Genomic DNA, 21,862 nt, shown 5'->3' on the forward strand with positions numbered 1-21,862 from the left:
GCAAAACGCCCCGCCCTGGCGCACAATGGAGGGGCACCCAAACCAGCCTCCCACGATGCTCTCGCTGATCCCGCGTCTGTTCCAGCGCGCCCCCGAACCCGACACCGAGGCCCGCCAGTGGGTCCGCGCCGTTACGCTCTGGGCACGGCGCCAGGCCGTCTGGGCGCAGCCGCTCGGTCAGGCCCACCTCGTTCTGCCGATTCGCGAGCATTTCCCCGGGCAGGCCGATACCCGCCACGGGATGGCGCAGATCGTGTTCGACGCCGTATGCAGCCATGCCGGCTTTGCCGACGGCCCGTTTCGGCTCGCGCAACCGGATGACCTCCTGGATAACCCGGTGCCGATGGGCTCCTGGGGCCATGCGCCCCGCCCCGAATCCATACCGATTCCCTACGATCCCCGGCTGGTCGGCGAGAACGAGGCCCTGATCGGGCACTTTGCCCGCGAGCTCGCGCTGAGGCTCCTCCCCACCTCGGAAGAACCTGCCCCCTCGCAGGAGGGCAACGAGGGGCATGTAGCCGAACTGCTGGCCACACAGATGGGATTCGGTGTGATGCTCGCCAATACGGCCTTTCACGTGCGGGTCGGTGGTTGTGGCTCCTGCAGTGCCCCGAGTGCGGAACGCCAGGCATCGCTCGGGCGCGACGATCTCGTCTACGCGCTGGCCCTGTTCTGTCACCATCAGGGCATTGCCCCGAGCCGGGCGCGAACCTTCCTCAACAAGCCGTTGCGCCCGGTGTTCCGCCAGGCCACACGCAGCTTCGCGCAGCAAGCTCGCCAATCGGCCTGATCAGCTCTTCGTCGGGCGCCTCCATGCCCACGGCACGACCAGCAGGCTTTCCAGGGGCCCCTTGCGGAACAGTCGGCGCCAGCCCACCGCAAACAGCATGAACAGCCCGGTGAATACCGCGACCACCACCAATGCGGGGCCAGCGTCCTGCTTGAAGACCACGTCGTCGCGCCACAGGGCGATCACAACCAGGTGCAGCACGTAGAAGGTCAACGCCAACTGGCCGGTCGCGACCAGCGGCCACAGCGCACGCCCGAGGCGATCCGCCGCCACCAGGCACACGGCAAGCACGGCTACCGCCACCCCGGTCGCATTCAACAGCCATAGCGGACGTTGGCTGTGGGCCTTCATGTCGGCGAGATCGGCCCAGCGCAGACCTCCGCCTGGCTCGCCCAACCACGCAAAGAGGGCGACATGCAGCGCCCAGGCCACCCCTGCAACGGCGGCACCCACCAGCAGCATCCGCAAACGCAGCGCATCGCTGCGCAGATCGCAGCGGCCCAGCCACAGCCCCACCACAAACGGCACGATCCAGGTGATCAGCGGGTACGGGCCCGAGAACAGGAGGGCGTGCAGCATTACACCGGGCGGGTTGTCCGGCCCGATACCGACCCGCTGGAAGGTATCGGGGTCCAGCATCTGGCCAGATAGGTACAGCGGTGGCCCCAGCACCAGGGCGAACAGGCCCACCAGGAAGAGCACCGTGGTGCGTAACCGCACCAGCCCGATGGAGAGTACGAAAAACAGGGCATAGGTCTGCAGGATCACGTTCAATTCGCTCTGCATCGCCTGCAGGGCCAGACCCAATGGAAACAGCAGCAAGGCACGCCAGAGGAGTTGCCCGGCCAGGCCCTCGGCCGCGACACGCCGCGAGGCCGCCAGGAACGAGATTCCGACCCCGGCCACCAGCATGAACAACACCGAGGCCCGCCCATGCGGTAGCGCGTACCACTGGCCTGCAACCGAATCGAGACGAGTGGGCCCCACATGCACCATCAGCATGCCGATCATGGCCAGCGCACGGGCCGCATCGACCCCTTCCATCCGTCGCCGGGCTTCCGTGGCGTTACTCAAGCCCACCCAATCTCCCAAACACTTGTGGCTCCTCGTTCTCACCACCCGACCGTGCCCGACACGCGCCGAGAGGTCACCCGTCAGACGAGCGTTTCGCCGATCACGTTCGTATTCCACCGGATTGCGAAACGCCCGAGCAATGACTAGATAACAGATGGGATCCAAACAAAGGAGTCGCTCCCATGCGCATGACCAAGCTCACCCCCCTGTTCCTCGCCGGCGCCCTCGTATTCGCCGCAAGCCCGGCGCAAAGCAGCGAGGGCACCTTTAACACTCCGACGCTCCTCCCCGAACTCGCCGTCAAGGCGGTCGAGGCGGCCATGGAGGCCTGTCGTGATCGCGATACCCAGGTCGCGGTGGCCGTCGTGGATCGTCACGGCGTAACCCAGGCCGTCAAACGCGACCGCTTCGCCGGGGCTCATACCGTCGATACCGCCGTATCCAAGGCCTGGACGGCGGTCAGCTTCCGTACCGATACCCTGGAACTGCGCGAAATGACGATGCCGGGCGAAGCCGGTTACGGCATTCAGCACCTCCCCAATGTCACCATCCTGGGCGGCGGTGTGCAGATCACCGATAACGGGAGCATCATCGGCGGCATCGGCGTCTCCGGCGCCCCCAGTGGTGAAGTCGACCACGAGTGTGCCGAGGCGGGCATAGAGGCCATTGCCGACGACCTGTTCTAACCCTGCAACGAACAAGGCCCTTCCCGCTCGGGAAGGGCCTTCTACCGTCCGGACCTTCGTATCCGCCAGCAGGCCCGGTGACGCTAGCGGGCCTCCATCCGGTACAGCCCGCCGTCGGACTCGTCTGTCAGCACGTAGATATGCCCGTTCGGGCCCTCGCGCACATCACGGATGCGCCCGATCTTGCCATGCAGCAGCTCCTCCATGTGCACAACTTCGTCGTCCTCGATCACGATGCGCAGGATACGCTCGGCGCGCAGGCCGCCGGCCAGCAGATTACCCTCCCAGGCCTCGAAGCGATCCGAGGTGATCAGCGCCAGCCCGGAGGGCGCCAGCGTAGGCAGGAACTCGTAGATCGGGGGAATCACATCGTCCGATTCACGGGCATCTCCAAACGGGCGCTCCGTCGGATATTCACGTCCACGTGTGACACCCGGCCAGCCGTAGTTACCGCCAGCCTCCATCCGATTGAGCTCGTCCCCGCCGCGTGGACCATGATCGGTCAGCCAGATCGTGTCATCGGCGGGATCGACCACCAGCCCCTGCGAGTTGCGCAGGCCGTAAGAATAGATGTGCGGCTGGGCGTCGTCACGGTCGGCAAACGGGTTGTCGGCCGGGGCCTCGCCATCCTCGGTCAGGCGCAGCAGCTTGCCGGTGTGGCTGGACAGGTCCTGGGCCGGCTCCTCCTGGCGGCGGTCGCCGATGGTCATCAGCAGGGTGCCGTCGGCGAGCCAGGCAAGGCGAGAACCGAAGTGGCCATGATTGCTGCCCCCGCGATCCTGCTCGAAGAGCTTCTCGAAGTCGTGCAGCTCGCCATCCTCCAACAGGCCACGGCCCATCGCAGTGTAGGACTGATCTTCGTCACCAGAGGAATAGGTCAGGTATACCCAGCCGTTGTCACGGAAGTCCGGGTGAAGGGACACATCCAGCAGCCCGCCCTGGTCGCGGGCCACCACATCCGGCACACCCGCCACCTCGCGGACTTCGCCGTTCCTGCGGATGTGCTTCAGCGCGCCGGTACGCTCGGTGACCAGATAGCCTCCACCGGGCAGGAATGCCACCGACCACGGGTGTTCCAGATCGCCCGCAACCCGCACCAGATCGAACTGCTCGTATTCGGTGCTGATGCCGGACTCGACCGTCTCGCCGGCCTGGGCACCACCGGCCAGCAGCGCCGTGGCGGCCGCAGTACCAACCAGACTGCGCCAGACAGGGCCGTAATTCGCCATGACAACCTCCCGTTCTTTCCGTGAAACCACAACCATGCGACCGACAGGGTTTCCCGGTGTTCCCGCAATCGGCTTGCCCGTCGGCACGGTCTCGGCGGAGAAAGGGCGGCTTCAGGCCTCCGGGCGCAGGTGCGGGAACAGCAGCACATCGCGGATGGAGGCGCTGTTGGTCAGCAGCATCACCAGGCGGTCGATGCCGATGCCCTCGCCGGCCGTGGGTGGCAGGCCGTATTCCAGGGCGCGGATGTAGTCGGCGTCATAGTGCATCGCCTCGTCGTCGCCGGCGTCCTTCTCCGCGACCTGGGCCTGGAAGCGCTCGGCCTGGTCCTCGGGGTCGTTGAGCTCGGAGAAGCCGTTGGCGATCTCGCGCCCGCCGACAAACAGCTCGAAGCGGTCGGTCACGAACGGGTCTTCGTCGTTGCGCCGCGCCAGCGGCGAGACCTCGGTCGGATAGGCGGTGATGAAGGTCGGGTGACGCAGTTTGTTCTCGGCGGTGTACTCGAAGATTTCGGTCCACAGCTTGCCGAGGCCGAAGCTCGCCTTGATCGGGATCTCCAGGCGCTCGCAGTGGGCGCGTACCTTGTCGATATCGGCCAGGTCCTCGCTGGTGATCTCCGGGTTGTGCTCGAGGATCGCCTCGCGCACCGTCATGCGCGTGAACGGCTGACCGAAATCGTAGGCCTCGCCCTGGTACTCGATGGTGGTCGTGCCCAGCACGTTCTCGCACAGCCCGCGCAGCAGCGTCTCGGTGCGGTCCATCAGCGCGTGGTAGTCGACGAAGGCCTCGTAGAACTCGAGCATGGTGAACTCGGGGTTGTGCCGGGTGGACAGCCCCTCGTTGCGGAAATTGCGGTTGATCTCGAAGACCTTCTCGAAGCCGCCGACGACCAGGCGCTTCAGATACAGCTCCGGCGCGATACGCAGATACAGCGGCATGTCCAGCGCATTGTGGTGCGTGGCGAACGGCCGCGCGGTCGCGCCGCCCGGGATCACCTGCATCATCGGGGTCTCCACCTCGATGAAGTCCTCGCGTTCGAAGTACTCGCGGATGTAGCGCACGATCCGGGTGCGGGTGCGGAACAGCTCGCGGCTGTCCGGGCTGGTGATCAGGTCCACGTAGCGCTGGCGGTAGCGCTGTTCCTGGTCGGTCAGGCCGTGGAACTTCTCCGGTAGCGGGCGCAGGCTCTTGGTCAGCAGGCGCAGCTCGTCCAACTGGACCGTCAGCTCGCCGGTCTTGGTCTTGAACAGCGTGCCCTGCCCGCCGACGATATCGCCCAGGTCCCAGTGCTTGAAGGCCGCGTAGGCACCCTCCGGCAGGCTGTCACGCTGGGCGAACAGCTGGATATCCCCGGACTGGTCGCGCAGGCGGACAAAACTCGCCTTGCCCATCACGCGCTTGCCGATCATGCGCCCGGCCACGGTCACGCGGATCCCCTGCCCCTCCAGCGCCTCGCCTTCGGTGTCGTCATGCGCGGCGTGCAGATCGGCCGCCAGGGCATCGCGGCGGAAGTCGTTGGGGAAGGCCGGGCCGGCCTCGCGCAGCTCGTTCAGCTTGGCGCGACGCTGGGCGATCAGCTTGTTCTCGTCGGTAATCTCGGTCATCGGGAATCCCGGTAAAAGAAAGCGTTACAGCCCACTCTTAAGGCTGGCTTCGATGAACTGGTCCAGGTCGCCGTCGAGCACGGCCTGGGTGTTGCCGACCTCCACGCTGGTGCGCAGGTCCTTGATCCGCGACTGGTCGAGCACATACGAACGGATCTGGCTGCCCCAGCCGATATCGGACTTGGCGTCCTCGGCCGCCTGCTTCTCGGCGTTGCGCTTCTGGATCTCCATCTCGTAGAGCTTGGCCTTCAACTGCTTCATCGCCGTGTCGCGGTTCTTGTGCTGCGAGCGGTCGTTCTGGCAGGCCACCACGATGCCGGAGGGCTCGTGGGTAATGCGGATGGCCGACTCAGTCCGGTTGACGTGCTGCCCACCGGCCCCGGAGGCGCGGTAGGTATCCACGCGCAGATCGGCCGGGTTGATCTCGATCTCGAAGCTGTCGTCCACCTCCGGCGAGGCGAACACCGACGCGAACGAGGTGTGCCGGCGATTGCCCGAGTCGAACGGCGACTTGCGCACCAGGCGGTGCACGCCGGTCTCGGTGCGCAGCCAGCCAAAGGCGTATTCGCCCTCGATACGCACAGTCGCACTCTTGATACCGGCGACATCGCCCTCGGAGAGCTCGATGATCTCGGTCTTGAAGCCGTGGTTCTCGGCCCAGCGCAGGTACATGCGCAACAGGATGTTGGCCCAGTCCTGGGCCTCGGTGCCGCCGGAGCCGGCCTGGATGTCGAGATAGGCGTTGGCCTCGTCCATCTCGCCGGAGAACATGCGCCGGAACTCCAGTGCCTCGACCCGCGCGGTCAGGGCCGCGACGTCGGCCTCCACCGCCGCTGCCGTCTCGGCATCGTCATCGGCCTCGGCCATCTCCAGCAAGTCGCGGCTGTCGGCCAGCTGCGTGCCGATCTCGCGGATGTTGACGACGATGTTCTCGAGCTGGGCGCGTTCCTTGCCCAGCGCCTGCGCACGATCCGGGTCGTTCCAGATGTCCGGGTTTTCCAGTTCGCGCTGGACCTCTTCTAGGCGTTCTTCCTTGACCGGGTAGTCAAAGATACCCCCTAAGGCCTTCCAGGCGGCCTTTCAGGTCATCAATCTGGGTATACAGCGGATTCAGTTCCATGATGCGTCGATTTCCGGTGTGCGGGTGGGCAGAAAAGCCGCGCAGTATAACACCCCTGACCCGGCGTCTGGCGCACTCGGGTCCAACCGGACGGGGTGCGTCAGAGGACTCGCGCGCGCCGCCAGAAGGCCAGGCTGTCCCGGCGTTCCAGCACCCTGGGCGGCTCCGAGCGCGCAAGCGGATCGTGAAACTCCAGCGCCTCCAGGTGTCCCTTCCGAAGCAGAGGCAGCAGAGGCCGTACGACGTCATCGGCCAGGGACTGCATCACCTCCGCATGGCGTTCGAGATCGCGCGCGCCTGCCAGGGCATCCAGTACCACGACGGTATCGCGCACCGCCTCCGCCGCGGCGGCCGGATCCGGATTCCAGTCAAGCGCCGTCCAGTCCGCCAGAAAGTGCGCGACAGGCCCACCGCCACAGACCGCGCGCACGGCCGTGGCGCCCTCTGGACGCCCCGGTGACCAGAACCACAGCCCGTGAACGGGCTCGCGCCCGGATTGCTCGCGCGCCTGGTTCACCGGATGCTGGAACCAGGTCATCTGCAGGGCGTTGTTTAGGACCTGCAGACGGCGCGCGACGTCACTGTCCATCGCACCCCGGCTCATCGAGCGACCCCAGCCCGCTGAGGGCGGCTCGCCCGCTCCATCCCCCTCGCCCTCCATTTCCAGGAGCCACAGCCCAGCCGACGACAGCCGCAGCGTGGCCCCCGCCGCTTCCAGATCCGGACGCGCGGCCTCCCACAGCGCCTCGCGCTCTTCCCGGTGGACCTCGAAGACCGGATCCGCGACCAGGTCCTTCATCCCGGGCGTCAGCCGCACGGGCCAGGCCAGCCACAGGCGCGATCCCGAGACCGGCTGCTCGAAGCCCAGCCGCCGCGCGAGCTGGACCTCCCAGCCCTCCCGGGCATCCGCCGGCGCAGCTACCAGCGGGCGTGCTCGGCCCAGCCAGCGCGCCAGATGCCGGATTCCCGGGGGATCCTCGCCGTCCTTCGGCAAGGCCGCCTCGGCACGCCGAAACAATCCGGGCAGCAGAAGCGTCACCCTCGCCATCTCGGGTCTCCCCTCGTCGCGGCCGTCCCTCCCCTGCAAAGGCGCATCTCGATCCCCCCGTGGCTTGATCCACGGCCATGCTACCACCGAGGCGGATGTCTCCCGAGGAACGGCAACCCCTTGATTGTGGTCTACCGTAGTAAGCAGCCCAAATCTCCAGGTGCGCCATGGACGAGCACAAATTTTTTGCAGTCGCCACCATCGGCGGGTGGACCAGTCCCGTCCTGGGCCTTGTTCTGCTGGGCCTTGCGGGCATTGTTGGTGCTCAAGGCGCGGCCGGACCCGCCGAGGCCCCGGATAACGGGCCCGACAACGGTTTCGAGGTGGATGACTACCCGGAAGGCTCCCAGATCGACTGGCAGTCCTGGGACAGCGAACTGTTCGAGGAGTCGAAGGAGCTCGAACGGCCGATCTTCTTCTACTTTCACGGGCAGTGGTGCACCTGGTGCCGCGACTTCCAGGACGAGTCGCTGGAGAACCCCGACGTCGTCGACACCATCGATCAGCACTACATCCCGGTCCTGGTCGACCTCGACGAGCGCGCCGACCTGTTCCGCCGCTACGGTGGTCGGGGTCTGCCGTTTGTGGTGATCGTGAACCACGAGGACGAGATGCTCACCCGCTTTACCGGGCATGTTAATCCACGCGACCTGCAGGGCATCCTGGAGGCCCAGCGGGACATGTTCTCGGTCACCGGCCGCGAGATCACGCCGGACGACGCCGCGATCAATGACCTCGACCGCTTCCGCGAGATGCTCGACGAGGTCTACGACCGCTCCGGCCACCGCCTGAGCGGCAGCGCGGCCTTCGGCACGCTGAGCAAACGCCCGCAGCCCTGGACCTATCGCTTCCTGCTCGACGAGGCGGACTGGGAAGACCGCATGCCCGCCATGCTCGACCAGATCGCCGCCGACCTGTACGACGGAGTGGAGGGAGGATTCTTCTTTTTCCACGACTGGGATCAACGCGATCCGGTCCTGGCCCTCGAAACCTCCAAACGACTGGACCAGAACGCCGCGTTCCTCTGGCTGTATGCCGAGGCCTACGAGCGCTTCGGCAAGGAACATCACGCCGAATTCGCCCGCGGTATTCGCGACTATCTGCGCGACCAGCTCTGGGACGAGGCTCAGTCGCGCTTCGGCAATAGCCAGTATGCGGATCGCGACTACTACCAGCTCGACCCGGAAGAACGGCTGGAGACCGATCCCCCGCGGGTGGACCGCAACACCTATGCGGACAGCTCCGGCCAGGCGATTGCCGCCCTGGCCAACATGGCCCGGGTCATGGAGGACGAGGACACCCTCGACTGGGCGCGCGAGGCCATGCAGGCCCTGGACCGGTACCTGGGCACAGAGGCCGGCTTCCTGCACGGCATCACCGCCGACGGGCGCCCGGCGATGGAGGGATACCTGCCCGCACAGATCTGGCCGGAGATCGCCCGCCTCGAATTGGCCCGCGCGATCGAGGCGCTGGAGGGCGAGAAGCCCGATCTGCCCGATCCGGTCGCCGCGCTGGACCGCCTGAAGCCGTTCTTTGACGAGGAGCTGGAGGCGCACGCCGAGCGTGTCGGATCGGACCTTGAACCGTGGTCAGAGACGCGCAGTCAGGCTGCACTGGCCTGGTGGCTGCACCGTCTGCCGGAAGAGATCGTAGAAGAATCCCACATCGATCCGGAGAAGGTTCGCGCGCGGCTGCACATCGAACCCGGCGCCGATCCCGACGACGTGGCCATCGGCTTCCAGGCCCTGCGCGCCGGCATCCCGGGACTGGACGACTGACCTAGTCGCCCCCGTCGAGCGGGTGAATCCGCACATCGCCCTCGTCGAGCATCTGCGTACCCCGCTCCGGTGGGGGCACGTCGGCGTAAGGGTCGCCGTTCCAGTGCCCCTGCTGCCAGCTCCAGCCAAACAGGGCAAGATTCGCCAGCAGCAACAGCACGACGAACCAGCGCATCACGAGCCCCCCTCCGCGCGTGCAATCTGCCACAGGCCTTCCAGCACGAGGTTCTCGCGCAGAGTGACGAATTCGGTGAGCTGCCCGGCAAGCCAGGATGCATCCCCACCGTGTAGCCAGCAGACGGTGTCATTGCCCAGGTGGGTGCGGGCCTCGACGATCAGGCGATCGACCGCGCCGGAGAGACCCAGCGTCAGTCCGCGCTCCAGGCCCTGTTCGCTACCAAGCCCCGGTGTCGAGTCGAGGGTCGCGGGCCAGCCACCCGGATCGCGCGGAGCGACGCGGTCGGCCAGCCGGGCCTGCAGCGAATCCCAGCCCAGCTGTCGCCCCGGCAGCAAGTACCCGCCCCGATGCCGACCCTCGGCATCCAGCAGGTCGACCGTAATCGCGGTTCCCGCATCCACCAGCACGCAGGGCCCCGGCCCTTCCGCCCGGGCCGCCACCAGTGCACAGAAGCGATCCACACCCAGCTGGCCTTCGGCATAATCACTGCGCACGCCATAGCGCCCGCCCCCGTGCGTTCCCACCCAGTGGATGGGTACCGCCGCCCCCACCGCGTCTTCCAGCGCCGCCTGGCGCTCCGGGCTGCCGACACGGGCGGCCCAGATCGCCAGACCAGCGTCTTTCAGCGCCTGAGCACAATCATCAATCGCGAGGCTTGTGCCCTCGTCCAGCACATGACCGGCCGCGTCGCGGCGCTGCCACTTGATTCGGGTACTGCCGATGTCGATCAGCGCGCAGTCAGGCATGCCCAGCCCTCCGGATGGATACTTCTCCTGCGTCGAGATGATGCAGGACGCCCGCCTCATCCTCGACGCGCAGACGCCCCGAATCCAGGCAAATGCCCCGGGCAATGCCCGACAGGCCCGTATCCGGTACCTGGATGGGGCGTCCGGCCAGCACATCGAGGCGGTCGAGATCGTCCGCCAGCGCCGCCAGCCCCTGTGCCATCAGCAGCGAATGCAGGCGCATCTGCCAGCCTGTCACCTCGGCCGCCAGCGCCAGCCAGTCGGGCCCCTGCCCGTCTGACAGGGCTTCCAGGTCGGTCACCTCGCGATCCAGGCCGAGCGCTCCGGAACCCCGGCGATTGAGCCCGACCCCCACCACCAGGCGCCCGGGCCGATCCGGCCGGGGAAGCCGCTGCTCGACCAGGATACCGCCCAGCTTCGCAGCGCCTACCACCAGGTCGTTCGGCCACTTGAGACCCGGGCCTTCCACACCGAGCGCCTCCAGCGCGCGGATGACCCCGATCCCCACGCCGACCGGATAGGCCGCAGGCACCGGCTGGTTGGCGGCAATCGGCCAGGAGAGCGAGAGGGCCAGGCCGGCATCCGGGGGCGCCACCCAGGCCCGGCCTCGTCGCCCCCGCCCAGCCAGCTGCTCGCGCGCCAGACACACCCTGGGGCCGGCATGCATCTGCGCGGGGTCGAGCAGTCGTGCATTGGTGGAGTCCACCCGTTCCAGCACCTCCACCAGCGGCGGTTCCAGCGCGGTTCCCGCCAGGGCCTCGCGCAGCAGCCCTTCCAGTTGCGCAGTTTCCGGCGCCATAATGGGATCGGTCGTCTGGGGAGCGTTCATTCGGACGTGGGCGACAAGGGGGGGGATTCGGTTGCGCAATCGTGCATATGGTAAGCGTTTCGCGGGCGGACTGCCGGCGTTGCTGCTGGCCGCCGGCGTCCTCGCCTTGCCCGCCCAGGCCGACCTTTACACCTACTACGACGCCACGGGTGCCCGCGTGATTACGGACCAGCGCCCCGAGGGCATCGAGTACGAGACCGTGCCTTCGCCCCAGCGTCCCGGCACCTCTGCCAGCCAGAGCGGAACGGCTTCAGGGGGTAGCTGGTCGCCCAGCGAGATCTTCGTGTTCGAGGGCCCGGACGGCCAGCGTCTGGTCACCAACCAGCGGAGCCAAAACGCCAACATGAACCTGATCGCCACCTACGGCCGCCCGACAGCCCGGGCGCGCTGCGGCGAAAGGGCCCGCCAGGCCCTGGCCAGCGGCGGTGGCGAGTTCGCCGAGCTGATCCGCGCCGCCGCGGGTCACAACGGTGTCGACCCGGCCCTGGTACAGTCCGTGATTCACGTCGAGTCCTGCTTCGACCCCGAGGCCGTCTCGCGGGTGGGTGCGCACGGCCTGATGCAGCTGATGCCGGCCACCGCCGCCGACCTGGGCGTGACCGACCGCTTCGACCCAGCCCAGAACATCCATGGCGGCACGCGCTACCTGGCCGAGATGCTGCAGCGTTTCGACGGGGATCTGGACCTGGCCCTGGCCGCTTACAACGCGGGCCCCGGGGCGGTGGAGCGTCATGGCGGCGTACCGCCCTTCCCCGAAACCCAGACCTACATCCAGCGGGTACGGGCCCAGTACGGCTCGGGTAACGGGATTCGCTAGAAAGACGCCCTGCGTAGCGGACTAGTGGTGGAGAATCAGCGCCGCTCGCGCCCGCAGTTCCAGCACTGGGTGAACTGCGGCTCGATCCGCTCGCCGCAACGCGAGCACTTCCATTCCTTCCCGTCGTGCTCCGGCTCGCCTTCCAGGTACTCCACGATCAGCTCGCGGGCCTGCTCGGCCTGGGCCTCGTGCACCACCATCACCCGCCCCCAGCACTCGGTCGGCGGGATCTCGCCGGCGGCGCCATAAAGCCCGGCCTGGGCGACATAAGCGGGGATGCCGGCCTCCTTCAGGAGATTCTCGATGAACCCGGCCATCACCGGGTCGGCAGCGGTGTAAACGGTACGCATGACCCGACCCTAGCAGTCAGTACGTCCTATTGCACCGTGCCCTGGTTGGCTGCCTGGAAGTATTCCATCGCCTTCTGGATGGCATAGAACGGGGCCTCGTCGAGGGCCTCGCGGGTGTGCGGCTCATGGACGTCGGCGTGATACTTGCGCATCGCGAGCACATGGATCGGCAGCTCGCGCGCAAACATCGGGTTGTCGAAATTGAAAAACTGCCCCAGGCCCAGCACGAGGTTCTTGCGCTCCTCGGCCTCGAGCGCCTCCGGGCTGACCGCGACATCCGGCAGCTGGCCGGCCTGACCGGTCACGGTCACGACGATCTCGCGATCACCGTCAGCCGCGACCGGGCGTTCCTCGTCACCGCTGATCAGCTTCAGGTCTTCCGACAGGTCCAGGTAGCCCTTCGCCAGGATGTGGCCATGCGGCTGGAATACCTTGCTGGACATATTCACGGCCCACAGCTCCAGGGCCTCCTTCAGCTGCTGAGCCGTCTGCGTCTCGCCTAGGGCAAACAGCTGCTGGGCGTAGAGGATGTCCCATACCCAGACCTGGCCGTACTCCGGCAGCTCTTCGTCCTCGCCCGCAGTCACGGACACGCGCTGAATTTCGGGCTCGTCCGCCGCACGGGCATGCAAGGTGATCGTAAAACTGGCCAAGGCGTTCTCTCCTGCCGACGATGGAACGGCCATCGCGTAAATGCATCAGCGCCCCAGTATAACGAACACCCCGTACAGCACTCGGTTCTTCCACGCCGGCCGGGGCCTTGCCGCCAACGGCCATCTCACCTGTTAGCTGGCCATGCGCGGCCGCTCGGCACCCACGGGTTGTCCCAGCCGGGCCTCCAGGTCGGCCGCGCGCCGCGCCAGGGACCCTGACACCGCGAACCCGGCCAGCACACCGTCGGCATGGAACTCCAGCTGGCGACCGGAGGGAGTGGATTCAGTCTCGACCCAAGCGCCTCGAGCGACGTCGCGCGGCGGACAGACATTCAGGGGCAGGCTTGTGGTCTTCACCTGGACCGTACCGGGTCCGGGCACATACTCCGTCACGTCGCCACCGAGGGTTCGAGCCAGCACCGCCGCCTGGTCGCGCAGCGTCTCCACGTACGGGCGCAACCGGCCGGCAAACTCGCAGCCGTCGCCGAGGGCAAAGATCGCCGCATCGGAGGTCGCCAGTTGTGCATTCACGCGGACCCCGAGGCCGCAGTCCAGACCAGCCGCCCGGGCGATGTCGTTCTGACCCTCAAGCCCCAGTGCGGACAGCACCACCGCCGCCTGGACCGGTTCGCCGTCCTGCAGCTCGATGGTCGTCCCCGGCCCTCCCTTGTTCAGGCCAACGATATTGGCATCCAGCCGCAAATCGACACCACTCTTCTCCAGGGCTGCGGCGAGGTCCCGGCTCATGGGCAACGGCAACAGCCCCGCGAGTGGTTGTGTGGCGCATTCGATCAGCGTGACCGGGAAACCTCCCCTGGCCAGGTCATCGGCCAGCTCGCAGCCCACCAGACCCGCCCCAATGATGGCCACCGGCGTCTCGGCCGGGCTCTTTCCCGGCGCTTCCAGTGCCTCGCGCAGCAGACAGTAGTCATCCAGGGTGTTCACGGCCAGCGGGGCCGGCGCGTCCCCCGGAAACTCGATGCGGCGCGGGCGGGCACCGGTGGCCAGCACCAGCTGGCCATAGGGGATACCCCCCCGGGCCGTGATCACACGCTGGCGGTCGCGATCGATGCCCAGCACGCGCAGAAACGGCATCAGCTCCACACCCAGACGCCCCGCGCGCTGCTGCCCGCCCTCCTCGACCAGTTCGTCGAGCGCGGTCTCGCGGCCAAACGCGTTCGACAGCCGCGGCTTGGTGTAATAGTCGCCACTGTCCGCGGTAATCATGCGGATGGTGCGGCGCGGGTCCTGCTCCCGCAGGCGCTCGGCCAGGGCCCAGCCGGCCATGCCGGCACCCACGATCACGACCGCGTCGGGATCGTCGCCGCGCGGGCCACTACTCCAGGCGCTTGCGGCGGAGACCGCGTCGGTGGACTCGGCCCGCGGCTCGAAGGGACTGAAGTCCGCCTTGGTCACGTTGCAGTCCGGGCAGTACCAGTCCTCGGGGATGTCCTCGAAGCGGGTGCCCGGCGCGAGGCCGGAGTCGGGATCACCCTTCGCCTCGTCGTAGATATAGCCGCAGACCTTGCAGATATAGCGCTTGTAGTCGTCGGTTTCGGTAGTCATCACGCGGCCTCCAGAGTGTCCAGAATCGCCTGCAGCTTCGGATCCAGCTCCGCGCCAATGGTGTCGAGCTCGGGACTCGCCCAGGGCGCAAACACATCGCGCGCCGAACGCGTGCTAACACGCAGGACATCGCCGTGACCCGACACATGGATGCGCAGCGGGATATCGATGCCGGCCGGCTTGCAGGCCTGCCACACGCGCACCGCGTAGCTCGGGTGAAAGACCTCGAGGATCTGGTCGGTAGGGACCTCGACCCCGATCTTTGCCGCATTGGCCTGGCCGTTGATGTGCGAGACCAGCTTCAGTCCCTGGGCTTCGATCGCCTGCTTCAGCCGTTCCACGGCGGTCTCGGGGTCCAGTCGGGTGGTGATTTCCAACATGGGGATTCCTTGCATTCGGGGCGCGGTCCCGGCTTCACCGGGGCCACGCGGGTTCGAGGGCACCGGTTCAGTGCGCGTGGATCCGCGCAAGCTCCTTGCGCAGGTGCTTGATCGCGGGCGTCACAATCGCGACGAAGTACGACTCGCGCAGCTTGCGCTGGGCCGCCGCGTCCGCCTTGTAGCCCCGCGCGCCGCAGTGCAGCAGGGCCGACTGCGAGGCGCGCAGCGACAGCTCGGAGCCCGTCAGTCGCATCTGCAGCACATCGGCAAAGAAGCGCTCGGAGTCATCGAACGGTGTCTCCGACAGCGCGTAACAGGCACTGCGGGCATCCGCCAGGGCCTCCTCCAGCTCGCCGACCTGGTCATCCAGATAGCCATTCACGTGCGCGAGGGTCTCGTTGGACTCGCGCATGGTCTCGATGCAGCCATCGATCAGGCCCAGCCCCATGCCCATCTGCAGCAGCACAAAACCGGGGCGAATGCGGCGGATGTACTCCGGCAGAGGGTCCGCAAGGATATGGGCATCCGGCACGAACACCCGGTCGAAGTGGCAACCGAAGGTGCGCGAGCCCTCCAGCGCGGTGAACTCGGGGCAGGCCGTCAGGCTGAAACCGGGATCGGCACAGTTGATCAGCGCCATCAACGGACGCGGGTTGGCATCAGTGGTACGGAAGATCGCGCCGAAATAATGGTCCTCGCCCAGGTTGGACACCCAGGGCAGCGCGCCGGAGACGATATAGCCGCCATCGACGCGCTCGGCATTCAGCTTCAACTCCTCGATGTTGGCGAACCACTTCATCGGATTGGACAGAGCGGTCGCGCCCAGCGCCTCGGCATTGGCGAGCTTCGGCAGGGCCTCGCGCTTGAGCACGTCGGAGTCACTGTTCTCCGCGTACCAGGCGCAGGCGTTCTGGCACCAGGCCACAAAGCCTGTGGTCATACACTCGGCCGAAATCACCTCGGTCGCGCGGATCGCGCCGGCAATGTCCGTCGTACCGGTCGCGTTCTGGCTGGCCAGGTGTCGATTGAATGCGCCGAGGCGACCCGCCTCGCGCAGGAAATTCTCGGGGTAGACGCCCTCGCGATCGATGCGGGCGGTTAGCGGCGCGAGTTCGCGTTCCACCAGCGCCTTCAGCGGGGCATCGGCGTCCGCCGGCCCTGCGGCCGGCGACACCCCCGTCTGTTCGTCAGTACGGGTCTGCAACATGGGTTCTCTCTCCCGTTCGGGATGGCAGGTGGTTCAGGCCAGCTCGACGCTGACACCAACCGGGTTGCGCATGGTGTTGGCCACGGGCGACCAGAAGTCGGCATGGGCCACCAACTCTTTCAGTTGCTCCTCGCTGGCATCGCCCTCCAGGTGCGCCTTCACGCGGATATCGGTGAAGCCGAGGCGCTTGTTGACGTCGGTATCGCCCACACCCCACACGGCGGTCACGTTGATGTCGCCCTCCAGCGTCAGTTCCAGCTTGGTCAGCGTGATGCCGCGGTCGATGGCGTTGGCGTGCATGCCGACCGAAAGACAGGCGCCCAGGCTGGCCAGTACCGCCTCGGAGGGGTTGGGGGCGGTGTCGTCACCCAGCAGGTGCGGCGGCTCGTCGATCACATGCGCATCCAGATCGCGCACGTAGGTCAGGTTGCGGAACTTGCCCTCGCAGACCGTGGTGGCCTTCAGAGTGACGATGCTTTCCGGATTGGCCTTGCCCTTGGCAGCCAGATCGTTGAGACCGTTCTGGTCGATCGGCTCCAGCGCGTTCATGGACAGGGTGGTGGTGGCTTCGGCAGTGGACATGGTGTAGCTCCTCTCGATGGTTGGCGGTCAGGGCCACCGGCTGTGGTGACCATCCCGGATCGCGCCGGGTCGACCATCGCAGTGCAGAAGCTGTGCCAACCACCGAAGAACGGCTTCATGAAGCGATTTCCACCTGAACACGACAAATTGACCAACCATCCGGGCCGGACGATTTGTCCGCTTTGTCGCCCAAGCCGGACACTTTGTCGTCTTTGTCCGCGACACGCCGGACGGCCCGGCCCGTTCGACACCCACAGATGCCCCACCCCCGCCGTGATTCAAGACCTGCGGAACGGCTCCACGTCGCCGTTTATCGGAGGGCCCGGGAATCCTCGGGCGATCTCACCGCGAGGTTTGGCACGCCCCTTGTAAGGACACCTGTGAACGCGCCGTCCACCGGGCGGCACATGTACGCAGGCTTACGAGGGAAATGCCATGGGCGCCGCCATCTCCATCGACTACATCACCCACCACTATCCGGGTCAGGAAGATCCGACCCTGAAGGACATCGAGGTCACCGTCGCGCCGGGCGAGACCGTCGCCCTGATCGGCCAGAGTGGCTGTGGCAAATCCACCCTGCTGCATATGCTCGCCGGGCTGCTGCTGCCCAGCGACGGCTGCGTGCGCATCAACGGCCAGCAGGTCATCAAGCCCAGCCCGCGCTGGAACATGATGTTTCAGAAGCCTTCGCTGTACCCCTGGATGACCGTGCGCAAGAACGCCTCTCTGGGGCTGATTTTCCAGGGTCGCCGGAAAGGTCTGAAGGAGCGCATCGATCAGCTCCTGGACACGGTGGGCCTGGCGGACAAGGCCGAGGTCAACGTGCAGTCGCTCTCGGGGGGGCAGCAACAGCGCGTCGCGCTGGCCCGCAGCCTGGCGACGGACCCGGAACTGCTGCTGCTGGACGAGCCGTTCTCCGCACTGGACGCCTTCACCCGTGTCGCCCTGCAGGACGAGGTCACGCGCCTGGCACGTGAACGCGGCATCTCGGTGGTGTTTGTCACCCACGACATCGACGAGGCCGTCGCAATGGCCGACCGCGTGCTGGTCATGGGCTCCAACCCCGGCACGATCACCGCCGAGCTGAAGGTGGAACTCCCCTACCCCCGTGATCGCGCCAGCCATCAGTTCGTGGATCTCAAGAGCGAGCTCATGGAGTTCTTCGGCGCCACTCGCCACCCGGGCGGCTCCGGGGTGCAACCCCGCGCTGAATCCGAAAGCGAATCCAGCCGTCGTCAGGCGCGGATCCGCGCGGCCTGAATACCCGCAACCAACCGATACCCGTCGTCCCCGTCATCGCCAAAAAAGGAACCACCGTCATGTGCAACTGCGACCACCACCACGATATCGACCGCGAGCTCGACCAACTGCTGTCGACCAATTTCTCGCGGCGCAACTTCCTGCGCACCGCCGCCGTCGGCGGCCTGGCCGGCACCGGTCTCGCCCTGCCGGGGTCGCTGTTCGGCGCCGAGCCGGATGGCCTGGAAGAGCCCGAAGGGATCACCCGTGACTTCGACGGCGTGGTGCGGATCGGCTACATCCCGATCACCGATGCCGCCGCGCTGCTGGTGGCCCACTCCGAGGGCTATTTCGAGGACGAGGGCCTGGAGGTCGCCGATCCGACGCTGATCCGGGGCTGGTCGCCGCTGATCGAGTCCTTCGCCGCCAACCGCTTCAATCTCGTGCATCTGTTGAAGCCCATCCCCCTGTGGATGCGCTATCAGAACGATTTCCCGGTCAAGATCATGTCCTGGGCCCATATCAACGGATCGGCCGTGGTCACCGGGCGCCACGTAGAGGTCAAGGACTTCTCGGACCTCGGCGGCAAGAGCGTTGCCGTGCCCTACTGGTACTCGATGCACAACGTGGTGATGCAGATGGCCCTGCGCGACGCCGGTCTGACCCCGGTGATCCGCGACCAGGGGGCGGCGCTGGAGTCGCACGAGGTCAACCTGATGCTGATGCCGCCGCCGGATATGCCGCCGGCCCTGGCCGCGCGCTCTATCGATGCCTTTATCGTGGCCGAGCCCTTCAACGCGGCAGGCGAGATGCTGGCCCACGGCAACCTGCTGCGCTTTACCGGCGACATCTGGAAGAATCACCCCTGTTGCGTGATCTGCATGAACGAACGCCTGACCAACCGCGAGCCGGAATGGACGCAGAAGGTCATGAACGCCGTGGTCCGCGCCCAGGGCACCATCCAGGAGGACAAGAAGGCGGTCGCCACCCTGCTCTCGCGTGACGGCAAGGGCTACCTGCCAATGCCAGCCGGTGTCGTCGAGCGGGCCATGACCAACTACACCAACGACTCCACCTACACCGACAGCGGCGCGATCCGCAACGCCGACTGGGGCAACGGTCGCATCGACTTCTCGCCCTGGCCCTATCCGTCCGCGACCAAGTATCTGGTCAGCGCGATGAACGAGACGCTGGTCGGTGGCGACACCACCTTCCTCCAGGACCTGGATCCCGATTTCGTGACCGAGGACCTGGTGAACTACGAGTTCGTCAAGAAGGCAATGGAGAAGCACACCGCCTGGCACGGCGCGCCCGGCGTAAACCTCGATTCGCCGTTCGAGCGCGAGGAGGTGATCGCGCTATGAACCGCGAAGCCACGATGAACGAGCTGAACCCGGCCCTGGAACGGATGATCCCGTTCCTGCGGCTGGCGGATCAGGTCCGGCGCCGGGTGCAATACCCGGCGGTGGGCATCGCCGGGCTTTTCGCCCTGTGGTGGTGGGGCGGCTGGCTGATCGCCAATAACGAGGACACGATGGCGTTCGCCAGCTTTGCCCCCGGCCCGACTCTCACGGCGTTCTGGGACCTGGTCAGCTCCGGCAACGTCTGGAAACCGATCGAGTCCAGCCTGTACCGCGTGGGCTGGGGCCTGTTCTATGCCATCGCGATCGGCGTGCCGATGGGCGTGATGATCGGCTACTTCCTGACGCTGAAGCAGATCACCCATGTGCCATTCCAGTTCCTGCGCATGATCTCGCCGCTGGCCTGGATGCCGATTGCGGTGCTGGCCTTCGCCACCTGGGACGGGGCGATCATCTTCCTGATCGCGATCGCCGCGATTTGGCCGATCACCTATGCCACGGCCCATGGCGTCCAGCGCATCGACCCGATGTGGCTGAAGGTGGGCTCCAACCTCGGGGCCAACCCGATCCACACCCTGCGCTACATCGTGATGCCCGCGATCGCCCAGGATGTGTTTGCCGGCATCCGCCTGGCGGTAGGTGTGGCCTGGATCGTGCTGGTTCCCGCCGAGTACCTCGGTGTCACCTCCGGGCTGGGCTATGCGATCAACGATGCCCGCGACACGCTGGAGTACGACAAGCTCGCAGCCTTCGTGCTGGTGATCGGCATCATCGGCTACATGCTCGACGCGATCTGCGTGCGCCTGATCAAGCGCAGCAGCTACCACGCCGAGAGCTAGATTTAGCAAGTCGCAAGCCTCGCCGCGGTGCAATACACGCCCCGCGGCGAGGCAGACGGCACCACAACGGACCACAAAACCGCCTCCCAGACCGCCTTATGACAGGAAATACGGGCTGGCAGGCTTTCTGCATATACCCACCCATGGCACTGCACTCGCTTTCCGAACCGGCTGCACCCGACCTGGCCACCCGCGAACAGGAGATCACCCTGTTGCTGGAGGTGGCCAAGCTGATGGGCCGTTCGGGCGATCCCGACGCCGCGATCTACCGCATCCTCGGGATGATGTCGCAATTGCTGGGGCTGAACCGGGGCCGCGTACTGCTGCCGGACCCGGACACCGGCAAGCTCCGTATCCGCCATGCCTACGGGCTCACCGATGCCGAGCGCGAACGGGGTCGCTACAGCCTCGGCGAGGGTGTGACCGGGCGCGTGATGAAGACCAGCCAGATCGCGCTGATCCAGGATATCGACAACGAGCCGGAGTACCTGGCCCGCGCGATCGACCGCGCCACCCTGCCGCAGGAGACGGTCGCCTATATCGCCGTACCCATCGTGCAAGACGAACACGCGATCGGTGTACTCGGCGTGCACCGCCTGCGCCGACGCTCGCGCCAGTTCCAGGACGACCTGAACGTGCTGCGCGTGATCGCCAGCATGATCGGCCAGGTCCTGCGCATTAATCAGCTGATCGCCGAGCGCACCGCCGAACTGGTATCGGAAAACCGTTACCTCAAAAGCGCGCTGGATACCCAGGGCGGGCAGTACGGCATCCTCGGCGAGAGCCCCGCCCTCAAGCATGTGCTCAAGCAGGTCCACCGCATTGCGGATACCCAGGCCACGGTCCTGATCACAGGGGACTCGGGGACGGGGAAGGAGAAGGTCGCGCGCATGATCCACCGGATCAGCCAGCGCAACGCCCGCCCTTTCATATCGCTTAACTGCGCGGCCATCCCGGCCGACCTGCTGGAGTCGGAGCTGTTCGGCCACGAAAAGGGAGCATTCACCGGTGCCAGCAGCGCCAAGACCGGGAAGATCGCGCTGGCCGACGGCGGCACGCTGTTCCTCGACGAAATCGGCGACATGCCGGAGGCGTTGCAGTCGAAGATCCTGCGCGTGCTGCAGGAGCGCGTGGTCCAGCCTATCGGGGGCAATCGTGACATCCCGGTGGACGTGCGCATCGTGGCCGCCACCCACAAGAACCTGCAGGCGGCCGTCAACGCGGGCGAATTCCGGCTCGACCTGTTCTACCGTCTGAACGTGATCCCGCTCCACATGCCCGCCCTGCGCGACCGTGCCAGCGACATCCGCCTGCTGACACGGCACTTCCTCGACCGCTTCACCCATCTGCACGGCTGGAACGTGGTGCTGGACGAACGCGTGCTGGAACGGCTTGAGGCCTTCGACTGGCCGGGCAACATCCGTCAACTGGAGAACGTGCTGGAACGCGCCGTTCTACTCTCCAGCGACGGCCGCATCACGACGGCACTGATCGACGAGATCCTGCACGAGGAATCGCGCATCAGCCCCCACGAGCCCACTCGAACCCCCGCCGAGGCGGCTGCCCCGCCAGCGGTCAATCCCGCACCCCTGGCGCCCAACGATGACGCACAGCGCACCAGCGTGGTGCGTCCCTACCAGCGTGTCCATGCATCCGAGGCCGAGCGTCTGCTGCGCGCCATCGAGGAATCCAGCGGCAACAAGACGCGGGCCGCACTCGGCCTGGGGCTGACCCCGCGCCAGCTACGCTACCGCCTGAAAAAACTCGGCATAGAAGTCACTTAGAAGC

At 66.5% G+C, this 21,862-nt stretch carries 22 protein-coding genes; 8 read left to right on the forward strand and 14 right to left on the reverse strand.

Annotated features, from left to right (window positions below; genetic code table 11):
- Positions 1–55: 55 nt before the first annotated feature.
- A complete protein-coding gene (locus tag G015_RS0103800) occupies positions 56–790 on the forward strand; it encodes a hypothetical protein (RefSeq protein WP_020146182.1) in 735 nt (244 codons plus the stop codon).
- Here G015_RS0103800 and G015_RS0103805 read toward each other — a convergent pair whose 3' ends face one another.
- A complete protein-coding gene (locus tag G015_RS0103805; protein ID WP_020146183.1) occupies positions 791–1,834 on the reverse strand; it encodes an acyltransferase family protein in 1,044 nt (347 codons plus the stop codon).
- A gap of 212 nt (positions 1,835–2,046) precedes the next feature.
- Between G015_RS0103805 and G015_RS0103810 the strand changes: the two genes are divergently transcribed.
- Positions 2,047–2,550: a heme-binding protein gene (locus G015_RS0103810; RefSeq protein WP_018139090.1), complete on the forward strand. Its 504-nt coding sequence runs from the start codon at positions 2,047–2,049 to the stop codon at positions 2,548–2,550.
- Between the two features lie 83 nt (positions 2,551–2,633).
- On the opposite strand, the gene G015_RS0103815 is transcribed toward G015_RS0103810, so the two are convergent.
- The 4 genes from G015_RS0103815 to G015_RS0103830 all read right to left on the reverse strand — a co-directional run bounded on the left by G015_RS0103815 (position 2,634) and on the right by G015_RS0103830 (position 7,549).
- On the reverse strand, positions 2,634–3,779 hold the full coding sequence (locus G015_RS0103815) for a PQQ-dependent sugar dehydrogenase (protein WP_018174506.1): 1,146 nt from the start codon (positions 3,777–3,779) through the stop codon (positions 2,634–2,636).
- Between the two features lie 111 nt (positions 3,780–3,890).
- Positions 3,891–5,381: a lysine--tRNA ligase gene (lysS, locus tag G015_RS0103820; protein WP_020146184.1), complete on the reverse strand. Its 1,491-nt coding sequence runs from the start codon at positions 5,379–5,381 to the stop codon at positions 3,891–3,893.
- Positions 5,382–5,405: 24 nt separating this feature from the next.
- Positions 5,406–6,501, reverse strand: a protein-coding gene (gene prfB / locus G015_RS0103825; protein WP_155987368.1) for a peptide chain release factor 2 whose coding sequence is annotated in 2 segments (ribosomal slippage) — positions 5,406–6,428 and positions 6,430–6,501 — 1,095 coding nt in all. Because the reading frame shifts where the segments join, the coding sequence is not laid out codon by codon here.
- Positions 6,502–6,601: 100 nt separating this feature from the next.
- Complete coding sequence (locus G015_RS0103830) at positions 6,602–7,549, reverse strand: hypothetical protein (RefSeq protein WP_018649379.1); 948 nt, start codon at positions 7,547–7,549, stop codon at positions 6,602–6,604.
- A 167-nt stretch (positions 7,550–7,716) separates the two neighbouring features.
- Between G015_RS0103830 and G015_RS0103835 the strand changes: the two genes are divergently transcribed.
- Complete coding sequence (locus G015_RS0103835; RefSeq protein WP_018139095.1) at positions 7,717–9,327, forward strand: DUF255 domain-containing protein; 1,611 nt, start codon at positions 7,717–7,719, stop codon at positions 9,325–9,327.
- 1 nt (position 9,328) lies between these two features.
- Here G015_RS0103835 and G015_RS14285 read toward each other — a convergent pair whose 3' ends face one another.
- The 3 genes from G015_RS14285 to G015_RS0103850 are packed head-to-tail and all read right to left on the reverse strand — an operon-like array spanning position 9,329 to position 11,050.
- Positions 9,329–9,502: a hypothetical protein gene (locus tag G015_RS14285; protein WP_018649377.1), complete on the reverse strand. Its 174-nt coding sequence runs from the start codon at positions 9,500–9,502 to the stop codon at positions 9,329–9,331.
- The gene (locus tag G015_RS0103845) at positions 9,502–10,251 is read right to left on the reverse strand and encodes a type III pantothenate kinase (protein WP_018139097.1); all 750 of its coding nucleotides are present in this window, start codon (positions 10,249–10,251) and stop codon (positions 9,502–9,504) included. The genes G015_RS14285 and G015_RS0103845 overlap by 1 nt, the downstream gene beginning before the upstream one ends.
- Positions 10,244–11,050 (reverse strand): biotin--[acetyl-CoA-carboxylase] ligase, encoded by an 807-nt coding sequence (locus G015_RS0103850; protein ID WP_018139098.1) that lies wholly within the window; start codon positions 11,048–11,050, stop codon positions 10,244–10,246. The genes G015_RS0103845 and G015_RS0103850 overlap by 8 nt, the downstream gene beginning before the upstream one ends.
- A 61-nt stretch (positions 11,051–11,111) precedes the next feature.
- Between G015_RS0103850 and G015_RS0103855 the strand changes: the two genes are divergently transcribed.
- A complete protein-coding gene (locus G015_RS0103855; protein WP_018139099.1) occupies positions 11,112–11,897 on the forward strand; it encodes a lytic transglycosylase domain-containing protein in 786 nt (261 codons plus the stop codon).
- Between the two features lie 35 nt (positions 11,898–11,932).
- Here G015_RS0103855 and G015_RS0103860 read toward each other — a convergent pair whose 3' ends face one another.
- From G015_RS0103860 to G015_RS0103885, 6 genes are all read right to left on the reverse strand, one after another.
- A complete protein-coding gene (locus G015_RS0103860; protein ID WP_018139100.1) occupies positions 11,933–12,247 on the reverse strand; it encodes a DUF2007 domain-containing protein in 315 nt (104 codons plus the stop codon).
- A 26-nt stretch (positions 12,248–12,273) separates the two neighbouring features.
- Positions 12,274–12,900 (reverse strand): hypothetical protein, encoded by a 627-nt coding sequence (locus G015_RS0103865; RefSeq protein ID WP_018174501.1) that lies wholly within the window; start codon positions 12,898–12,900, stop codon positions 12,274–12,276.
- Between the two features lie 132 nt (positions 12,901–13,032).
- A complete protein-coding gene (locus tag G015_RS0103870) occupies positions 13,033–14,466 on the reverse strand; it encodes an FAD-dependent oxidoreductase (protein ID WP_020146185.1) in 1,434 nt (477 codons plus the stop codon).
- Entirely contained in the window at positions 14,466–14,846 is a 381-nt protein-coding gene (locus tag G015_RS0103875) for a DUF302 domain-containing protein (RefSeq protein WP_018649374.1), read from the reverse strand. The genes G015_RS0103870 and G015_RS0103875 overlap by 1 nt, the downstream gene beginning before the upstream one ends.
- A 67-nt stretch (positions 14,847–14,913) precedes the next feature.
- Positions 14,914–16,053 (reverse strand): acyl-CoA dehydrogenase family protein, encoded by a 1,140-nt coding sequence (locus G015_RS0103880; RefSeq protein ID WP_018139104.1) that lies wholly within the window; start codon positions 16,051–16,053, stop codon positions 14,914–14,916.
- Positions 16,054–16,086: 33 nt separating this feature from the next.
- The gene (locus tag G015_RS0103885) at positions 16,087–16,635 is read right to left on the reverse strand and encodes an OsmC family protein (protein ID WP_012982379.1); all 549 of its coding nucleotides are present in this window, start codon (positions 16,633–16,635) and stop codon (positions 16,087–16,089) included.
- 435 nt (positions 16,636–17,070) lie between these two features.
- On the opposite strand from G015_RS0103885, the gene G015_RS0103890 reads away from it, so the two are divergent.
- The 4 genes from G015_RS0103890 to G015_RS0103905 all read left to right on the forward strand — a co-directional run bounded on the left by G015_RS0103890 (position 17,071) and on the right by G015_RS0103905 (position 21,858).
- Entirely contained in the window at positions 17,071–17,895 is an 825-nt protein-coding gene (locus G015_RS0103890) for an ABC transporter ATP-binding protein (RefSeq protein ID WP_018139105.1), read from the forward strand.
- Positions 17,896–17,954: 59 nt separating this feature from the next.
- Complete coding sequence (locus G015_RS0103895; RefSeq protein WP_020146186.1) at positions 17,955–19,238, forward strand: ABC transporter substrate-binding protein; 1,284 nt, start codon at positions 17,955–17,957, stop codon at positions 19,236–19,238.
- Positions 19,235–20,074, forward strand: coding sequence for an ABC transporter permease (locus G015_RS0103900; RefSeq protein ID WP_018139107.1), 840 nt, complete (start codon positions 19,235–19,237; stop codon positions 20,072–20,074). The genes G015_RS0103895 and G015_RS0103900 overlap by 4 nt, the downstream gene beginning before the upstream one ends.
- Before the next feature lie 143 nt (positions 20,075–20,217).
- Entirely contained in the window at positions 20,218–21,858 is a 1,641-nt protein-coding gene (locus tag G015_RS0103905; RefSeq protein ID WP_018139108.1) for a sigma-54-dependent Fis family transcriptional regulator, read from the forward strand.
- The last annotated feature ends 4 nt before the right edge of the window (positions 21,859–21,862 follow it).

The sequence above is a fragment of the Thioalkalivibrio sp. ALJ15 genome (assembly GCF_000383695.1).
GTDB lineage: Bacteria > Pseudomonadota > Gammaproteobacteria > Ectothiorhodospirales > Ectothiorhodospiraceae > Thioalkalivibrio.